Consider the following 14,526-nt stretch of genomic DNA (forward strand, 5'->3'; position numbering starts at 1 on the left):
ACCCACTCTCACCCCTCCACTCTATAGAGTCTCCATTTTTCCGGCACGCCCTTGAGCCGGTGAATGCCGTGATCTTTCAGGTTGATCGCCGACTGCGACGCCATCAGCTCCTTCACCGCGCTCGACACCAGCACCTCGCCGGCGCTCGCCTTTGCGGCGACGCGGGTGCCGATGTGGAAGGCCAGGCCGACCGCCTCAGTGCCGCTCACGGTGTATTCGCCGGCATGCAGGCCGACCCTGATCTCGAGGCCGAGCGTACGCACGGCCTTCTGGATCGCGGTCGCGCAATTGATTCCGGCGGCCGGCGTCTTGAACGTCGCCAGCACGCCGTCGCCCGTCGTCGTGACTTCCTTGCCGCGCGAGCTCTTCAGCTCCTTGCGGACCGCCGCGTAATAATGGCCCATGATCTTGGTCCAGCGGACATCGCCGAGCTTTGCGGCTTTTGCGGTGGAGCCGACGATATCGACGATCAGGATCGTGGCAAGCGCCCGCTTGAGCTCGGTGTTGCCTGCGGCCGGTCGGCGCCGGAGCACGATCGCGCCGGTCAGCGGTTCATAGCGATGATTGCGGCGCCGCGCGATCGCGGCCTTGGCGTAATCCTGGGCACGCTGCGCGCTGCCGCAGCGAACTGTCTTCTGCTGCGGCAGACGCGTCCAGTAGACCTTTCGTCCGTCACCCGCGCCCTGGACTTCCACGGCGCCCCATTTCAGGAGGATCGCCGTGCCAACGCGCCGGACACACCACGCCTTCGACGTGTAACCCGATACGTTCGACTGATGGATTCCGATGCGGAGGAATTTTGGCATGTACTGCGGCCGATCGATGACACGCTTGGACGAAACGCTTGGTTGCGCTTCGCACCGAGCGTAGTCACACAATCCTGCGTTGGCAACAGGACTCGATGATCGCCCGCTGCTTAGCCGGGGGCCTCCGTCATCTTCAAAACGCAAAAAGCTCGATCGGATCGCTGAAGCCGCGCACCTCATATTTTCCGACATGCTCCAGCTCGAACTCTCGCTCGACCAGCTCGGCAAAGTCGCGTGACAGCAATACTTTCTTTCCCAATTGCTTGGTCAAGGCTTCGAGGCGTGAGGCCATGTTGACGGCGGGACCGATCACGGTGAAGTCGAGCCGGGTGGACGATCCGATATTGCCGTACATGACGTCGCCGACATGGACGCCGATGCCGTAGTTCAGCGGCGCTCGGCCGGTGCCGTCGTTGCGCGCGTTCAACGCGATCATGGCCTGCCTGGCTTCGGTCACGGCATGCAGCAGGTTTGCGCAGGCCTTGGGCTCGCTCAGCGGAAAGATGGCGAGCAGGCCGTCACCGATGAATTTCAGGATCTCGCCGCCATGCCGCGCGATCGGCTCCGACATCGCGTCGAAATAATCGTTGAGCAGATCGATGACGTCGTCGCGCGGCCAATTGTCGGAAATCTTGGTGAAGTCGCGCAGATCGCAGATCATGATCGCGGCGCGCACCGTCGTACCGGTACCGCGCCGCGTGGCGCCGGCCAGGATGAGCTCGCCGGCATGGGAGCCGACATAGGTCTCGAGCAGCGTTCGCGCCAATCGATTCTTAACGCGGATCTCGCTGACCAGCGCCAGCACAGGCAACAAGTTCTTGAGGGCAGCGACATGGGTGTCGTCGAAGCCGCCGGGCCGGTTGGTCGCGAAGGTGACGAGATGGCGCTTGCCGAGCGTATGATAGAGCGGCCAAGCCACATAGTCGGTGAGGCCCTGCGCGCGCATCTCGCGGTAGAGCGCGTGCTTGCGGCCGAGCGCTGGGTCCTGCTCGAGATTTTCGCGCAACTCGGTCGCGCCGTCGAACATTTCGTTGGCGGGACTGCCGATATATTCAGACCGCTCGCGGACGTCATGGTCGACCCGTGCAATCTCTGCCTCGCGCATGCCGTCGGCCCAACTGAAGCGGGCGCCCAGCCATTGCGGGTGCTGGATCAGCACGTGAAGGGTTGAGCGCGCCAGCGGAATGCCGGCCTGCTGAAGCCGGATGCACATCTCGGCAAAGATATTGTCGATAAAGCGCTGGTCGCGCGTGCCGTTGATCAACCAGTCGACGACGCCGTCGGACAGCGTGGCGGATTTGTTCTCTGGCGCGGTCATATCTGCCCGTTCATATCGTGGCCGCCCATATCGTGCTTTGGCTTTTGGGCGGCGGCTGCATCAGGGCAGATATCGTGCTCCGGCGCGACGGCGTCAACCTAGCCAGTTGCACGGATTGTGCGCATCGCTCTGGTGGGCTGGAACGCCGTTCAGCCGACGATCTGGATAGAGCCCAGCACGGCCAGCCCCGAGACGAGCGCAAGCGTCGATGCCCCCGTCAGTTCGACTTTCAAGGTGTTTTCGTGCGAAATCGAAAAATCCGTGCCTTCGAGACGGATAGTGCAGTCGCCGCGCGCCGCATAAATTAGATGCGTGCCGGCGGACAATCGCCGCTCACCGGGCTCCTTAAGCGCTTCGAGCTCAAGCGCGACCGCACCGCGCCGGCCCATCAAATTCACCACCTCGACTCGCCCTTCCTCGAGCCGGGTCACGATCTCGAGCTCGCCGGTGAAGCGCGCCGTCGTAAACGGCTCGCGCTCGTCGAATTCCTCGGTGGGCGACTTCAGCACCAGCCCGCGTCCGCCGACCACCATCTGCAGGCGGTCGATGCCGGGCATATGGGAGAATGGCCCCGGCGCCACAATCGGCGTGGTCGCGAAGCGCCAGAGCAGGCTGTCCCAATCCTTCACGGATTCAGCGCGATGGGCATCCGCAATATCGGTGAAGATGCCGCCGCCGTTCTTCCAGGGCGAGCGGGCGTAGTCTTCGGATTTCAGCAGTGTGGTTTTCATGCCTTTGAGGCTTATCAGATGAGCAGGCCCTGCGAAACTGTCGCGTCGAGCCGCAGCCTGTTACGGATCGACGTCACATCCCGCTCAGGCCGCTATCGACCGCGAGCGTTTGCGCGGTGACGTAGACGCTCTCGTCCGAGAGGAAGAACAGCACGGCATAGGCGATTTCCCAGGCGGTGGCCTGGCGGCCGAACGGGACGTGACCCTTGCCGCGCGAGGGGCGGCCGGCGCCGGCCTCGCGACCGTTCGGCGTGTCGACGAGACCGGGATAGACGAGGTTGGCGCGGATGCCGCGGCGCGATCCGAGATGGGCGATGTTGCGCATGAGGCCGCCGAGCGCGGCTTTCGAGGAATCATACACCGCCATCTGCGAGCCGGCCTTCAGAGCGGCGATGGAGGAGATGAAGACGATCGATCCGCCGTTGCCGAATTTCGGCAGGCCCGCGCGGCAGCACAGCATCGGACCGCGAACGTTGACGTCGTAGATCGCATTCCACTCCTCGGGGCTGACGGCGTCGAGGCCGACCTTGCCGAAGGTGCCGATGTTGAGGACCATGCCGTCGAGCCCGCCCATGGCGCGATGTGCTTCCTCGATCATGCGCTGGACGTCGGATTCAGAGGTGACATCGGCCGTGATGGCAAAGCCCTCGCCGCCTTCGTCGGTGATGTGCTTGACGGTCTGCTGCGCGGAGGTGTGGTTGAGATCGGCGACCGCGACCTTCGCGCCCTCGCGCGCAAAGAATGCTCATGGCGCGGCCGTTGCCGATCGGATCGGTGGCGGCGTCGAACACGCTGGCCACCGCCGACGATCAGGATGCGACGCCTCTCAAGGCGTCCCCTGCCCGGCGCTTCGCCCAGCGATTCCGCGCTCGGCGGGAGAACATAGCGCTCCGGCCTGGTCTCGGAATTCTCACGCATGCGCGCCGCCTATCTCTTGCCGCTGTCGTAGACCTTCATGCCGGCTGCCGGGTCGAGATCGGTCTCGGTCGCCTCGGTGACACGCGCCATCATCATGTAGAAGCCGAGCGCGACGATGGATTCGACGATCTCCTGGTCGCTGAAATGCGCGCGCATGGCGGCGAAGATCAGCTCGGGAACGCGAACGTGCTCGACCACTTCGCGGCCGAATTTCAGCAGCGCGCGCTCGGCCTCGCTCAGGCCGGCGGCATCGTAGTCGGCCCGCTCGACCGCATCGATCTGTGCTTGCGTGCAGCCGATTCCGAGCGCGATCGGCACGTGCTGGCGCCATTCATAGGCACCGCCTTCGAGCTGGGCGGCCTGAAGGATCAGGAGCTCGCGATGGACCGCACTGAGCTTCTGCTTGTGCAGGATCGAATTGCCGAGCCGCATCGCCGGGATCATGTTGGCCTCGGCATGGGCCATCATGCGGAAAATATTCAGCTTGACCGGCATGCGGTCGAACGAGGCGCGGATGTCGCCGCTCGTCGTCTCCGGATCAATCAGGGGCAGCCTTGCCACGAGTCTCTCCCTTGGCTTTTCGTTTCTTATTGTCCTGTGTCCCGCCATCCGCCGCGATCAGCGACAGGAAGAAGGCGAGATAGCGGTCGATCGCCTCGATCACCTTCGGCCGCGGCGACGGTGCCGCGCCCATCACATAATGCTCGAGACGGATGTAGATCAGCCCGGCCGCGAACAGCCGCGCGGTCTCGCGTGGGTCCGGCGTCGAGACGAGACCGGCGAGCGCAAAGCCGCGGAAATAATCCGTCATCATGCTCTGCTCGCGCGCATAGAAATGATCGGCGAATTTGGCGCGGATGCCGGGCACGCGGTTGCGCTCGGCGGTGATCACTTTCTGGAACTGGTGCTCGCGCGGATCGGACCATTGCTCGACGAGATCCAGTGCAAACTGGCGGCAGAACGCGGCGGGCTGGCGCGCGAGCTGCTTGTAGCGCGGCTCTTCCAGCCGGCTCGCCGAGCTGGCCGGGCCGTGCTCGCTGACGATCGCCTCGAGGATCGCGGCCTTGCCGGCGAAGTGATTGTAGAGGCTGCTCTCGCGAATGCCGACGCGACGCGCGAGCTCGCGCATCGAGGCGCCGCCATAGCCGCTCTGCGCGAACAGATCGAGCGCCTCGGCGAGAATGCGCGCGCGGGTCGTGGGCGCAGCCGCTTCCGCCGCGCTGGTGGTGTGGACAGCCATGCGGGCTTGACTAACGAACGATCGTTCGCTAGTCAACCGCCGGCACGATCGCTCGTTCGGTCTTGCGCTTCAACTCCGCTCTCAAAAGAAGCGGAGAGCAATCTGGGGAGATCAGGTCATGGCGCGCTTCGTCCATTTTCGTCTGCTGCGCGCCGCAACTTTGTCATTGGTCATAACGTTTTCGGCAATGCTGCCTGCGCGGGCCGAGGATCCGGCCGCCTATCCCACGCACAAGATCAGGATGCTGCTGCCTTATGCGGCCGGTGGCGGCGGCGACGTGATCGGACGACTGCTCGGCGACAGGATGGGCAAGACGCTCGGACAGAGCGTCTATATCGAGAACCACACCGGGGCTGCCGGCACGCTCGGCACCCAGATGGTCGCGGCGTCGGCGAATGACGGCTACACCATCACCGTAGGCGGCATGACCACGCATGTGCTGGCGCCGGCGATCTATCCGAAACTGCCTTACGATTCGATCAAGGATTTCACCACGATCGGGCGCATCGGCACGTCCTCGATCATGCTGGTGGCGACCAAGGATTTTGCCGCCAACGACATCAAGGGCCTGATCGCGCTGGCCAGGAAGGGCGAGCCGATCCAGTACGGAAGCTGGGGCGTCGGCTCGACCGGACAGTTCTGCGCGGAAATCCTGATGCAGCAGACCGGAATCAAGATGGACCACGTGCCGTTCAACGGCATCGCCAAACTGGCCGGCGATCTGCTCGGCGGCCACATCTCGCTGGCGACACTCGACATGGCGACCGCGACGCCGCTGGTGAAGGACGGCTCGATCAAGGCGCTGGCCGCCTGCGGCGAACGCTCGCCGAGCCTGCCGGATGTCGCAAGCTACAAGGAACAAGGCGTGCCGTTCGACCGCAGCCTGTCCTGGGCGATGTATGCGCCTGCGGGGCTTGCCGAACCGATCGCAAGAAAGCTGTCCGCGGCGCTGAAGGACGCGCTCGCCGATGCCGACGTGAAGGAGAAGCTGCTGGGGCTTGGCATCACGCCGCAATTCGTGCCGGGCGACGAGCAGCGTGACATCAACGCCAGCGACATCGCGGCCTGGAAGCAGGTTGCCAAGGACGCGGGCATTGAACTGAAGTGATCAAGCTGACAAGAGGAGCGCGGGCATGAGCCGCATCTTCGGCGCGGTACGCCAGAACGGTTATGTGGTGCGGGACATCCACTCCGCGATGAAGCACTGGATCGAGGTGATGGGCGTCGGTCCCTGGTACTACATGGACCGCGTCAAGACCGACTGGTTTTGCCATCGCGGCGAAAACTCCGCCGTCGAGATGAGCATCGCGCTGGCCAATTCCGGCGATCTCCAGATCGAGCTGATCCAGCAGCGCAACGACGCGCCCTCGCTGTACAGGGAGTTCCTCGAGTCCGGCCACGAAGGCCTTCAGCACATGTCCTACTGGAGCCACGACTACCAGGCGCTCTACGACAGGGCGCTCGGGCTCGGCTACAGGATCGGCCACGAGGGCCAGATCGGCGGCGACAAGGGGCGCTTTGCCTATTTCGATACCCAGGCCCATCCAGGCACCGTGATCGAGATCTCCGACATCAGCGGCACCAAGGGGCCGTTCTTCGAGAAGGTCCGGCAGGCTGCTTTGAGCTGGGACGGCACGCGGCCGATCCGCGAGGTCGGAGGGGGCCGATGACGCTGGCCGGCAGGAACCGGCCGGGTTCACCGCGCTGCTGGCGCGGTAGACGGCAATCCATGGTAACGTGAGCCTCGTCTCCGAACTTCAGCGAGGCAAGCATGTCCAACACCGACAAGGTTTTCGCCGGCTCGATCCCGAAGCTTTACGACGAATATCTGGTGCCGATGATCTTCGCCGTTTACGCCGACGACATCGCAAGACGTGTCGCGGCCCGGTCTCCCTCCGTGCTGCTCGAGATCGCGGCAGGCACCGGCGCCGTGACGCGCGCGGTGGCGGCGGCGCTGCCGCGCGGTGTCCGTTATGTCGCCACCGACCTCAACGAGCCGATGCTCGCCGTCGCGGCGCAGCGTCAGGCAGACGACGATCGAATCTCGTGGCGCCAGGCCGACGGCTCGGCCCTGCCCTTCGACGATGCAGCCTTCGACGTGGTCTGCTGCCAGTTCGGCGCCATGTTCTTTCCGGACCGCGTGAAGGCCTACGGGGAAGTGAAGCGCGTCCTCAACGGCAATGGCACGTTCGTGTTCAACGTCTGGGATCGCATCGAGGACAATGTGCTGACGCATGAAGCGACCGTCGCGCTCGAAAAGCTGTTTCCCGACGACCCGCCTCGTTTCATGGCCCGGACGCCGCACGGCTATCACGACAAGGCCGTCATCAGAACCGACCTCGAACGCGCAGGCTTCCGTGACATATCGATCGAAACGCGAGCTGAAATAAGCCGGGCCCCGTCGCCCGAGCACGTCGCGATCGCGCTCTGCCAGGGCACGCCGCTGCGCAGCGAGATCGAGGCGCGCGATGCCAGCAAGCTTCAGGCTGCGACCGACATCGTTGCCGAGACGATCCGAACGCGCCATGGGTCCGGACCGATCGAGGGCAAGATCCAGGCTATCGTGATCGAGGCGCGGCGATAGTGGCGAGCTTCGATCCGCCCGCTCCTACCAGAAGCCCCCGCTGCATCGGCTGTGCCGGCTGATAATATTGATACTGGCCGCGCCGGCGCGGATTGACGGGCTGCGGATTCGGATCGCGCTGGAAGAAGAAGCCGAAACCGTTGCCGCCATTGTCCCAGCCGTCATCGCTCGCCATGGCCATCGGAGGCGCGGTCGGCTTGCGCGTGATGAAACCGCCCTGGGGCTGGTTGCTCAGCACTGCGACGAACTCGGTGCGGTAGTTGGTCTCGCTGCTCAGCGGCTCGTCCGAGATGATGATCGAGGAGCGCGGCAACGCGGTCGGCGCGATGCGATCGAGCACCTCCTGTGGGATGGTGATGCGGTCGAGTGCGTTCCTGGCGTTGTCGCTGTCTTCGATCGTGACCACGCTCCAGCGCAGGCCTGTGTCGGTCTTCGCCATCGCGGTGAAGATATGCGTGCCGAGCGGCTGATCCGGATTGCGGATCGCGACGGGAACCTCGATGCTGGTGTCGAACACCTCGCCGCCGCCGTCCGGTGCCGGCTTGTGCGTGTTCCGCCGCACGTAGAGCTTCTGCGTCGCGCGGCTGATGTAGACCGAGACCGGCTCGAGTGCGAGCTTTGCGTCGGTCGCGGCCTTCACGGCATCGGCCTTCCTGGCCGCTGCCGCCTTGGCGGCCTCTTTCGTGGCAGCCACCGCGTCGCGCTTCGGTTGTGCGGCGCTCTTGGCGGCATCGAGCTGCGTCGCCGCGTCGGCGGCCTTGGTGGCGGCCTTCTGCTTCAGCTCCTCGGCCTTGGCGCGGGCCTGATCGGTCTTGGCGGCCGCGAGCTGCCTGTCGGCGAAGGCGAGCTCGGCGTCGGCGCGGGTCTTCTGCTGTTCCAGCTTGCGCAACGAGGCCGGCAGCGATGCCGCCTCTTTCGCGGCCGCCGTCGCGGCCTTCTTGGCCTCGTCGGCCGCCCTTGTGGCCTCCTCGGCCTCGCCGGAGAGCCTGCCAATTTGGCCCGGCGCCGCCGCAATGGCGTCCCGCTTCGGCATGAACAGTGCGGGATGAACGATGTCGATCGGAGCCGCGTCGTTCGGCGAGATGATCACCCGCATCCCGATGTTGGTCTTGTCGAACAGGCCCTCCGCAAAGCCGAACGGCATCCGCACGCAGCCATGCGAAGCGGCGTAGCCGGGCAGCGGCCCGCCATGCAGCGCGATGCCGTTCCAGGTGATGCGCTGCATGTTCGGCATCCAGGCGTCGTCATACATGGTCGAGTGGTGGTCCTTGTCCTTCTCGATGATGGCGAAGACGCCGGCCGGCGTCTCGCGTCCCGTCGTGCCGGTGGACACCGGCGCGCGAAAAATCCAGCCCTCGGCGTCGTAGAAGGTGACCTGCTGGCTCTTGATCGACACGATCGCCATGATCGGTTCGCCAGCCTCGCGCGGTGCCACCGCCTCGGCCGGCTGACGCGCCTGCTTGGCCGCATTGGCCGGAGCCACGGCCGCAAAGGCGAGCATTGCCGCCAGGGTCACAATTCCGGGGGCCCCCAACGCCGCATCGCCACGGTGGATTGCGCCGTTGTCATCAGGTTTCTCATGCCATCCTCGGTCGAAATGCCAGTCCGCCGGTCATTGATCAGATTGCGATCTTTGAATTAAGAAATCGCCGCCGCCTTACGTTCCGTCTGTGGCGACATTCGGCACGTTCCGGCGATAAATCTCATATACGACGGTTAACGCAGGCGGAAGGGCGCCGCGCGGCCGAAGCTGGCGGTCTATCGCTGCGACAGAATGACCGGGGATCGGTGACACGGCTGCCAGCGCCCGGCGTCGGACGGCGAAGCCACGTTGAACGGCCGCTAGACGCCCATCGCGTTCCGATCGCGCGAATTCACGCCGGTCGGCGGCCGCGCGGGGCGGCGTAAAGCTAAGCCACTGGAGTCAAGGCTGCCTTTTTCAAACAAGGCTGCCTTGCCAAACAAGGCTGCCTCTCCAAAGGAGACGAGCCGCTGCCGTTCCTCGTCCCACAAGGTCAGCCGCACGGTCCGCAAACTCTGGAGCAGCGTGATCCGCCCGACACCAGCGAACTGCGGATGGTCGCGCAATACGTCCTGCAAGCGATAGCAGGGAATTCGACTGGACAAATGATGGATGTGGTGGACGCCGATATTTGCCGTGAACCATCGCAAGACACCCGGCAATTGGTAGTGAGAGCTGCCGTGCAGCGCGGCGTCGTGAAAGTTCCAGGTCTCGTCGTGGGCCCAATGCGTGTGCTCGAACTGGTGCTGGACGTAGAACAGCCACACACCGATCGACGCCGCCAGGACAACGATCGGCAGATGCACAAGCAGCAACGGCCCATAGCCGACCAGCCAGATCATCGTGACGGCGAGAACCGCGAGGGCGATGTTCGTGCCCATCGTGCTCAGCCAGGGTTTCCAGCCGCGACGCATCATCCCGACCGGCAATCGGTGCTTCAAGATGAACAAATACGAGGGACCGGCGCCAAACATCACGAGGGGATGTCGATACAAGCGATACAGCGTCCGGCGCCATCGCGACCGCCCGAGAAATTCGCGCGTGGTCAACGTATCGATGTCGCCCAAGCCCCTGTGGTCGAGATTGCCGGAATTCGCGTGATGGCCCGCATGGTTATGCCGCCAGTAGCCGTATGGCGTCAGTGTCATCACGCCGATGGCACGGCCGACCCAATCGTTGGCAACGCGGCCGCGGAAGAACGAGCCGTGTCCGCAATCGTGTTGGATCATGAAGAGGCGGACCAGCAAACCCGCCGCGGGCACCTCGAGCAGGAGGGCAAACCAATAGCCCTGGTCAAGAGCGACCCAGATCAGAGCCCAGATGACGACGAACGGGATCGCCGTGATCGCCAGTTCGAGGACACCCCGCGTATTGTCAGGCTCGCGATAGCGGGCAAGCAACTGCGCCGATGCGCGGATTTCCGGCGTTCCTTGGGTCATATCTGCTCTGCTCCCGACATGCCGCCCAAGAAGCACAGTTATGGCCACGGACGCAACAAAATCGCCCTCCGCCCTAGACCCGGGCGGCTGTGCGCTTCCGGTCGGAACCGAGCCATCGCCAGGCCAGGCGGCGCTTTCAGAGCTTCAGACGCTGAGGCCGAGCCTCGTCAGGCATCGCGGCTTAAACGCCCAGCGCCTTGCGGTTGAAGGTTCGCAGGAAACGCAGCGACAGCGTCCGGACGTTTGCGATGTTCAGCAACCACGCGGCAGCGGCATAAGCGAGCCCGCCGGCGAGGCTCACGAGCATGAGCGGGACGAGGCCGATGCCATTGACCTGGGATCGTGCCACGAGGATCGCAGCCGCCATCGCCGCGGCGGAGACCGCAACGCCGGCGAGGCGGTGGAGGTCGAACGGGACCGGATGGGCGCGATGCATCAGCACGACGGCAACGAGGAAACCGATCGCTTCGGTTGCAAGGGTCGCCAGCGCCGCGCCGTAGAGACCATGGCCGGCCACCAGCACGAACATCAACGCCACGCTGACGACCAGCGTCAGGAACGACTGCGCCGCCAGCATGAACGGTCGCTCGGCAAGCTGGAAGCTGATCTGCACATAGAACTGATTGGCGATGCCGAACAAGCGCGCGAGCACCAGGGTCGGCAGCAATACCGACACGCCGGCGCGGAAGTCGACGCCGACGAGCGTGCCGGCGACCTGGTCGGCTACGAGCGCGAGCCAGACCGCGACGGGCGCAACTACGACGAGCAGAAGTTCGAGGCTCTCGGTCAGCCGCTCCCGCGTCGTCTCGATGTTCTTGTCCGACAATGACCGGAACACCAACGGCACGGTCGCCGCGGCGACGCTGGAGGCGATCATGACCATGAACTGTCGCGGCAGATCGGCGGCGACGCCAAAGATTCCGGCGGCGTCCTTGCCGAGCAAATAAGCCACGATGAGGCGGTCGCAGGCCGAGTAGACCGCAACCGACAATCCGGCCAGCGTCAGCGGCAGGCCGTAGCGCGCGAGCTGCACGAACTGGCTGCGCTGAAAGCGCGCGATCCTGGTGCGGTCACCGAGAAGGTTCAGGATGATCCCGGCGAGCGAACCCAGGCCGAATGCGGCGAGCAGTCCCAGTCCACCCCAGCCGAGCCAGATGCCGAGCAGGCCGAAACCGACGCTCGACACGCTGCGCACGATCGAGATCGCCGCGAACCTGTAAGGGCGCAGTTTTGCGCGCTCGAACTCCTGGCCGACATCGACGGCATTCGCCATGATCGCGACGAACATGCTGGCAAGCAGCAGCCCAACGCTGAGATCATTGCGGAACAGGAAAACCAGCGGCGTGGTGGCGCAGAGGACGGCAACGGTGAGCGCGAAGGCGACAATCGCTGTGCCGCGAAAATCGACCTCGGCCGACATCGCCTGATAGCGCGACACCGACAGCTTGATCCAGGCGAAGAAGATTGCGCCTAGAATGCCAGCCAGGCTGATGCCGACGACATAAACGCCGTACTCCGCCGGCGTCAGCAGCCGCGTGTAGGCCGTGACGGCAAAGAAGCCCACCGCCGCAGGCAGGATGTAGGCGACGAGATAAATCGAGAAATGGCGGTTCAGCATGCGAGCACGGGACCGGCAACGTTGTTGCGAGTGTGACGGCCGTTCATCAATTGGACCATGGCGGGGCCAACGAATTGCGCCGCAACATCTCTCAAGAGTGTCACATAAGTCTGGAGATCGGGCGGCGAATCCGGTTTTGAAGCCGCTTTCGCGGGTTAGCGTTAAATTTGCCCTTCCCTGACGGCGCCACGGCCACCGAAAGGAACCGTGATTCGCACTGGCAAAGTTAACCCAACGAGGGAAATCCCCGGCGTTGCAAGGCGTCGCTTGGTACGGTGGCGCGTTGGCTCCGATAAGGAATGCCGTGACCAGGCTCGACAGACGCGAATTTCTCCTCGGCAGCGCCGCAGCACTCGCGGCAGCCGCATCGGCGTCCGCAGCGCCGGCGTCGAAACTCGCCCAGCGCTATCAGGGATTTGGTGCCGCGGCCACGCTCTGGGATCTGCAAGCGGATCCCAGGCTCGGCGAAGCCATCAGCACCTACTGCACACAAGTCGTGCCGGTGCTCGAGCTGAAATGGCCGATACTGCGTCCGGACGCGCACACCTTTGCCTTCGAACGCGCCGACGCGATCCTGGATTTCGCCCGGCAGAACGACCTGACGATGCGCGGCCACGCGCTCGCCTGGTATCACGACATTCCGGACTGGACCAAGCAGATCAAGGATACCAAGGGCGTCGAGCGCGCTTATGTCGACCACATCGGCACCGTCGTCTCCTATTACAAGGACAAGCTGACGTCGTGGGACGTAGTCAACGAGCCGATCCCGGACAATCCGCACAGCCCGAAAGACCGACGCGAGTCGTTCTGGACGCAGCATCTGGGCAACCGCTGGATTCCGCTGGCGTTCCGCACGGCGGCCGCGGCCGATCCCTTCGTCAAGCTCGCGATCAACGAATACGACATCGAGTCGGCCAAGGACACGTTCGTCGCGAAGCGCGCTGCCTACCGCCATCTCATCATGGAGCTGCTCGACCAGGGCGTGCCGTTGCACGCCGTGGGACTGCAAGCGCATCTGCATGCCGAGCTCGAGATCGACACCCATGGGCTTGCCGAATTCGTCACCGAGCTGCGCGCCTGGGGCCTCGAGGTGCTCGTCACCGAGCTCGATGTCGACGACCAGAAGCTGACGGGGACGCCGGCGGAGCGCGATGCCATCGTCGCCAAGCGCGTCGATGATCTCTTGACCGCGATCTCGACCAGCGGACCGGTGCGCTCGATCCTGACCTGGGGCCTCTCGGACCGCTACAGCTGGATCAACGGCACCTTTGCCCGCGCCGACAAGCAGCCGAACCGTCCTTTGCCGCTCGACGGCGAGTTCAAGCCGAAGCCGTTCATGAACGTGATCAGCAAGTTCACGAGAGACGTGTAAGGTCTAGCGAGCTTTCGGCACTTCGAACTGAGCCTCGTCGCCCATGTGCTCGGGCGAAAGACTCGGACCGCGACGGTCGCGCGAGCTGAGGCGGAACACGTCGCGGATGTCGTCGATCGAGGTCGACGAATAGGACTGGATGCACAGCGCGACCTGGTCGGGCGAAGCGGCGCGCATCATCGCTTCGATGGCGGGACGGTCGAGGCGGGTGTCGTCCCAATGCGAGACCGCGATGCTGTCCTCGGTGACCCGATGAGTGGCCAGATGCGCGGGCGCGTTCGCGACGAAATGGCCGTACATGAGATATTCCGAGAACTTCTTCTTCCGGCACAGTGCCAGAACCCAGTTCAATCCCGTTGCCGACTTGATCGAATCGGTCATCGCGCGCGCGGTGTCCTTGTCCCAGACCAGCGCGTTGCCGACATAGTCGTCCGCGGGGAAGGACCGGTCCTTGATGCCAAGGAGCCGATCGACGGTGCGGAGCCACAGGACATGCAAGGGGTGGGCGGCGTCGATCCCGTTGCGCGTGACGAACAGCGGGGTCTTCTCGGCGCCGGCATACTCACCGACGTCGAATTCGCGGAAGAACAGATTGTCCGAATCCAGGATGCAAACGCGCTGCTCTGGCGCGTTGAGGACGCCGGCGATCTTGAGGATCTGCTGAATGTGCCAGCCATGAACAGGTGACGACAGCAGCGACAGCCAGACGCGCCGTTTGCTGATGAACTGCAGAGCCGGCGGCAACGCCCACAGCCATTTCGGCAAATAGCGCGAGGCCGGAACGATGACGCGTTTGTCGGAAGCGAACCGCGCGAACAGCGGCAGATCCTCATCGTTAACGAGAACATAATGCCGTGTGTAGCCCGTCAACCAGGTGTCGATGCTCTCGCTGAGCAGCGAAAAGCGCTCGATATCCTTGGCGTAGCTGGCGGTCAGCAGGGCAACGGAATGCATGGCGCGCGCTCGTATGGCGATCAG

General features: G+C 64.3%; 12 protein-coding genes and 2 pseudogenes. 4 read left to right on the forward strand and 10 right to left on the reverse strand.

What is annotated here, in order from left to right; translation table 11 throughout:
* Nucleotides 1–8 precede the first annotated feature (8 nt).
* From AB3L03_RS10640 to AB3L03_RS10665, 6 genes and pseudogenes are all read right to left on the reverse strand, one after another.
* Entirely contained in the window at nt 9–806 is a 798-nt protein-coding gene (locus tag AB3L03_RS10640) for an adenylate/guanylate cyclase domain-containing protein (protein ID WP_247294637.1), read from the reverse strand.
* A gap of 133 nt (nt 807–939) precedes the next feature.
* Nucleotides 940–2,124, reverse strand: coding sequence for an adenylate/guanylate cyclase domain-containing protein (locus AB3L03_RS10645; RefSeq protein ID WP_247294641.1), 1,185 nt, complete (start codon nt 2,122–2,124; stop codon nt 940–942).
* A 149-nt stretch (nt 2,125–2,273) separates the two neighbouring features.
* Nucleotides 2,274–2,855 carry a HutD family protein gene (locus AB3L03_RS10650; RefSeq protein ID WP_368508546.1) on the reverse strand — a complete coding sequence of 194 codons (582 nt, stop codon included), beginning with the start codon at nt 2,853–2,855 and terminating at the stop codon, nt 2,274–2,276.
* 73 nt (nt 2,856–2,928) lie between these two features.
* Nucleotides 2,929–3,773, reverse strand: a pseudogene (locus AB3L03_RS10655) (SDR family NAD(P)-dependent oxidoreductase).
* 9 nt (nt 3,774–3,782) lie between these two features.
* Nucleotides 3,783–4,334, reverse strand: a complete 552-nt coding sequence (locus AB3L03_RS10660) for a carboxymuconolactone decarboxylase family protein (RefSeq protein ID WP_085384392.1) — start codon at nt 4,332–4,334, stop codon at nt 3,783–3,785.
* The gene (locus tag AB3L03_RS10665) at nt 4,312–5,013 is read right to left on the reverse strand and encodes a TetR/AcrR family transcriptional regulator (RefSeq protein ID WP_247294644.1); all 702 of its coding nucleotides are present in this window, start codon (nt 5,011–5,013) and stop codon (nt 4,312–4,314) included. Before AB3L03_RS10665 ends, AB3L03_RS10660 begins: the two co-directional genes overlap by 23 nt.
* Nucleotides 5,014–5,131: 118 nt before the next feature.
* Here AB3L03_RS10665 and AB3L03_RS10670 point away from each other — a divergent pair, with 118 nt between their 5' ends.
* The 3 genes from AB3L03_RS10670 (at nt 5,132) to AB3L03_RS10680 (ending at nt 7,597) form a co-directional block, all read left to right on the forward strand.
* Nucleotides 5,132–6,121, forward strand: coding sequence for a tripartite tricarboxylate transporter substrate binding protein (locus tag AB3L03_RS10670; protein WP_231188860.1), 990 nt, complete (start codon nt 5,132–5,134; stop codon nt 6,119–6,121).
* 25 nt (nt 6,122–6,146) lie between these two features.
* Nucleotides 6,147–6,683: a VOC family protein gene (locus AB3L03_RS10675; protein WP_247294646.1), complete on the forward strand. Its 537-nt coding sequence runs from the start codon at nt 6,147–6,149 to the stop codon at nt 6,681–6,683.
* A 101-nt stretch (nt 6,684–6,784) separates the two neighbouring features.
* Complete coding sequence (locus AB3L03_RS10680; protein WP_204513720.1) at nt 6,785–7,597, forward strand: class I SAM-dependent methyltransferase; 813 nt, start codon at nt 6,785–6,787, stop codon at nt 7,595–7,597.
* Here AB3L03_RS10680 and AB3L03_RS10685 read toward each other — a convergent pair.
* The 3 genes and pseudogenes from AB3L03_RS10685 to AB3L03_RS10695 all read right to left on the reverse strand — a co-directional run bounded on the left by AB3L03_RS10685 (nt 7,572) and on the right by AB3L03_RS10695 (nt 12,176).
* Nucleotides 7,572–9,178 (reverse strand): annotated as a pseudogene (locus AB3L03_RS10685) (L,D-transpeptidase). The gene AB3L03_RS10680 and the pseudogene AB3L03_RS10685 overlap by 26 nt on opposite strands.
* A gap of 261 nt (nt 9,179–9,439) precedes the next feature.
* Entirely contained in the window at nt 9,440–10,558 is a 1,119-nt protein-coding gene (locus AB3L03_RS10690) for a fatty acid desaturase (RefSeq protein ID WP_368508547.1), read from the reverse strand.
* A 181-nt stretch (nt 10,559–10,739) separates the two neighbouring features.
* The gene (locus AB3L03_RS10695) at nt 10,740–12,176 is read right to left on the reverse strand and encodes a lipopolysaccharide biosynthesis protein (protein WP_247294652.1); all 1,437 of its coding nucleotides are present in this window, start codon (nt 12,174–12,176) and stop codon (nt 10,740–10,742) included.
* Nucleotides 12,177–12,480: 304 nt separating this feature from the next.
* Here AB3L03_RS10695 and AB3L03_RS10700 point away from each other — a divergent pair, with 304 nt between their 5' ends.
* Nucleotides 12,481–13,548 carry an endo-1,4-beta-xylanase gene (locus tag AB3L03_RS10700; RefSeq protein ID WP_368508548.1) on the forward strand — a complete coding sequence of 356 codons (1,068 nt, stop codon included), beginning with the start codon at nt 12,481–12,483 and terminating at the stop codon, nt 13,546–13,548.
* Between the two features lie 3 nt (nt 13,549–13,551).
* Here the strand turns inward: AB3L03_RS10700 and AB3L03_RS10705 are convergent, their stop codons facing one another.
* Nucleotides 13,552–14,502 carry a DUF6492 family protein gene (locus AB3L03_RS10705; protein ID WP_204513717.1) on the reverse strand — a complete coding sequence of 317 codons (951 nt, stop codon included), beginning with the start codon at nt 14,500–14,502 and terminating at the stop codon, nt 13,552–13,554.
* Nucleotides 14,503–14,526: the final 24 nt, after the last annotated feature.

The organism is Bradyrhizobium lupini (genome assembly GCF_040939785.1).
Taxonomy (GTDB): Bacteria; Pseudomonadota; Alphaproteobacteria; order Rhizobiales; family Xanthobacteraceae; genus Bradyrhizobium; species Bradyrhizobium canariense_D.

Bases quoted from the DNA above. Each gene is read 5' to 3' on its own strand.
- AB3L03_RS10695 (WP_247294652.1), bottom strand. From the start codon at position 12,176: ATGCTGAACCGCCATTTCTCGATTTATCTCGTCGCCTACATCCTGCCT.
- AB3L03_RS10705 (WP_204513717.1), bottom strand. From the start codon at position 14,502: ATGCATTCCGTTGCCCTGCTGACCGCCAGCTACGCCAAGGATATCGAG.
- AB3L03_RS10650 (WP_368508546.1), bottom strand. From the start codon at position 2,855: ATGAAAACCACACTGCTGAAATCCGAAGACTACGCCCGCTCGCCCTGG.
- AB3L03_RS10670 (WP_231188860.1), top strand. From the start codon at position 5,132: ATGGCGCGCTTCGTCCATTTTCGTCTGCTGCGCGCCGCAACTTTGTCA.
- AB3L03_RS10665 (WP_247294644.1), bottom strand. From the start codon at position 5,013: ATGGCTGTCCACACCACCAGCGCGGCGGAAGCGGCTGCGCCCACGACC.
- AB3L03_RS10680 (WP_204513720.1), top strand. From the start codon at position 6,785: ATGTCCAACACCGACAAGGTTTTCGCCGGCTCGATCCCGAAGCTTTAC.
- AB3L03_RS10645 (WP_247294641.1), bottom strand. From the start codon at position 2,124: ATGACCGCGCCAGAGAACAAATCCGCCACGCTGTCCGACGGCGTCGTC.
- AB3L03_RS10640 (WP_247294637.1), bottom strand. From the start codon at position 806: ATGCCAAAATTCCTCCGCATCGGAATCCATCAGTCGAACGTATCGGGT.
- AB3L03_RS10690 (WP_368508547.1), bottom strand. From the start codon at position 10,558: ATGACCCAAGGAACGCCGGAAATCCGCGCATCGGCGCAGTTGCTTGCC.
- AB3L03_RS10675 (WP_247294646.1), top strand. From the start codon at position 6,147: ATGAGCCGCATCTTCGGCGCGGTACGCCAGAACGGTTATGTGGTGCGG.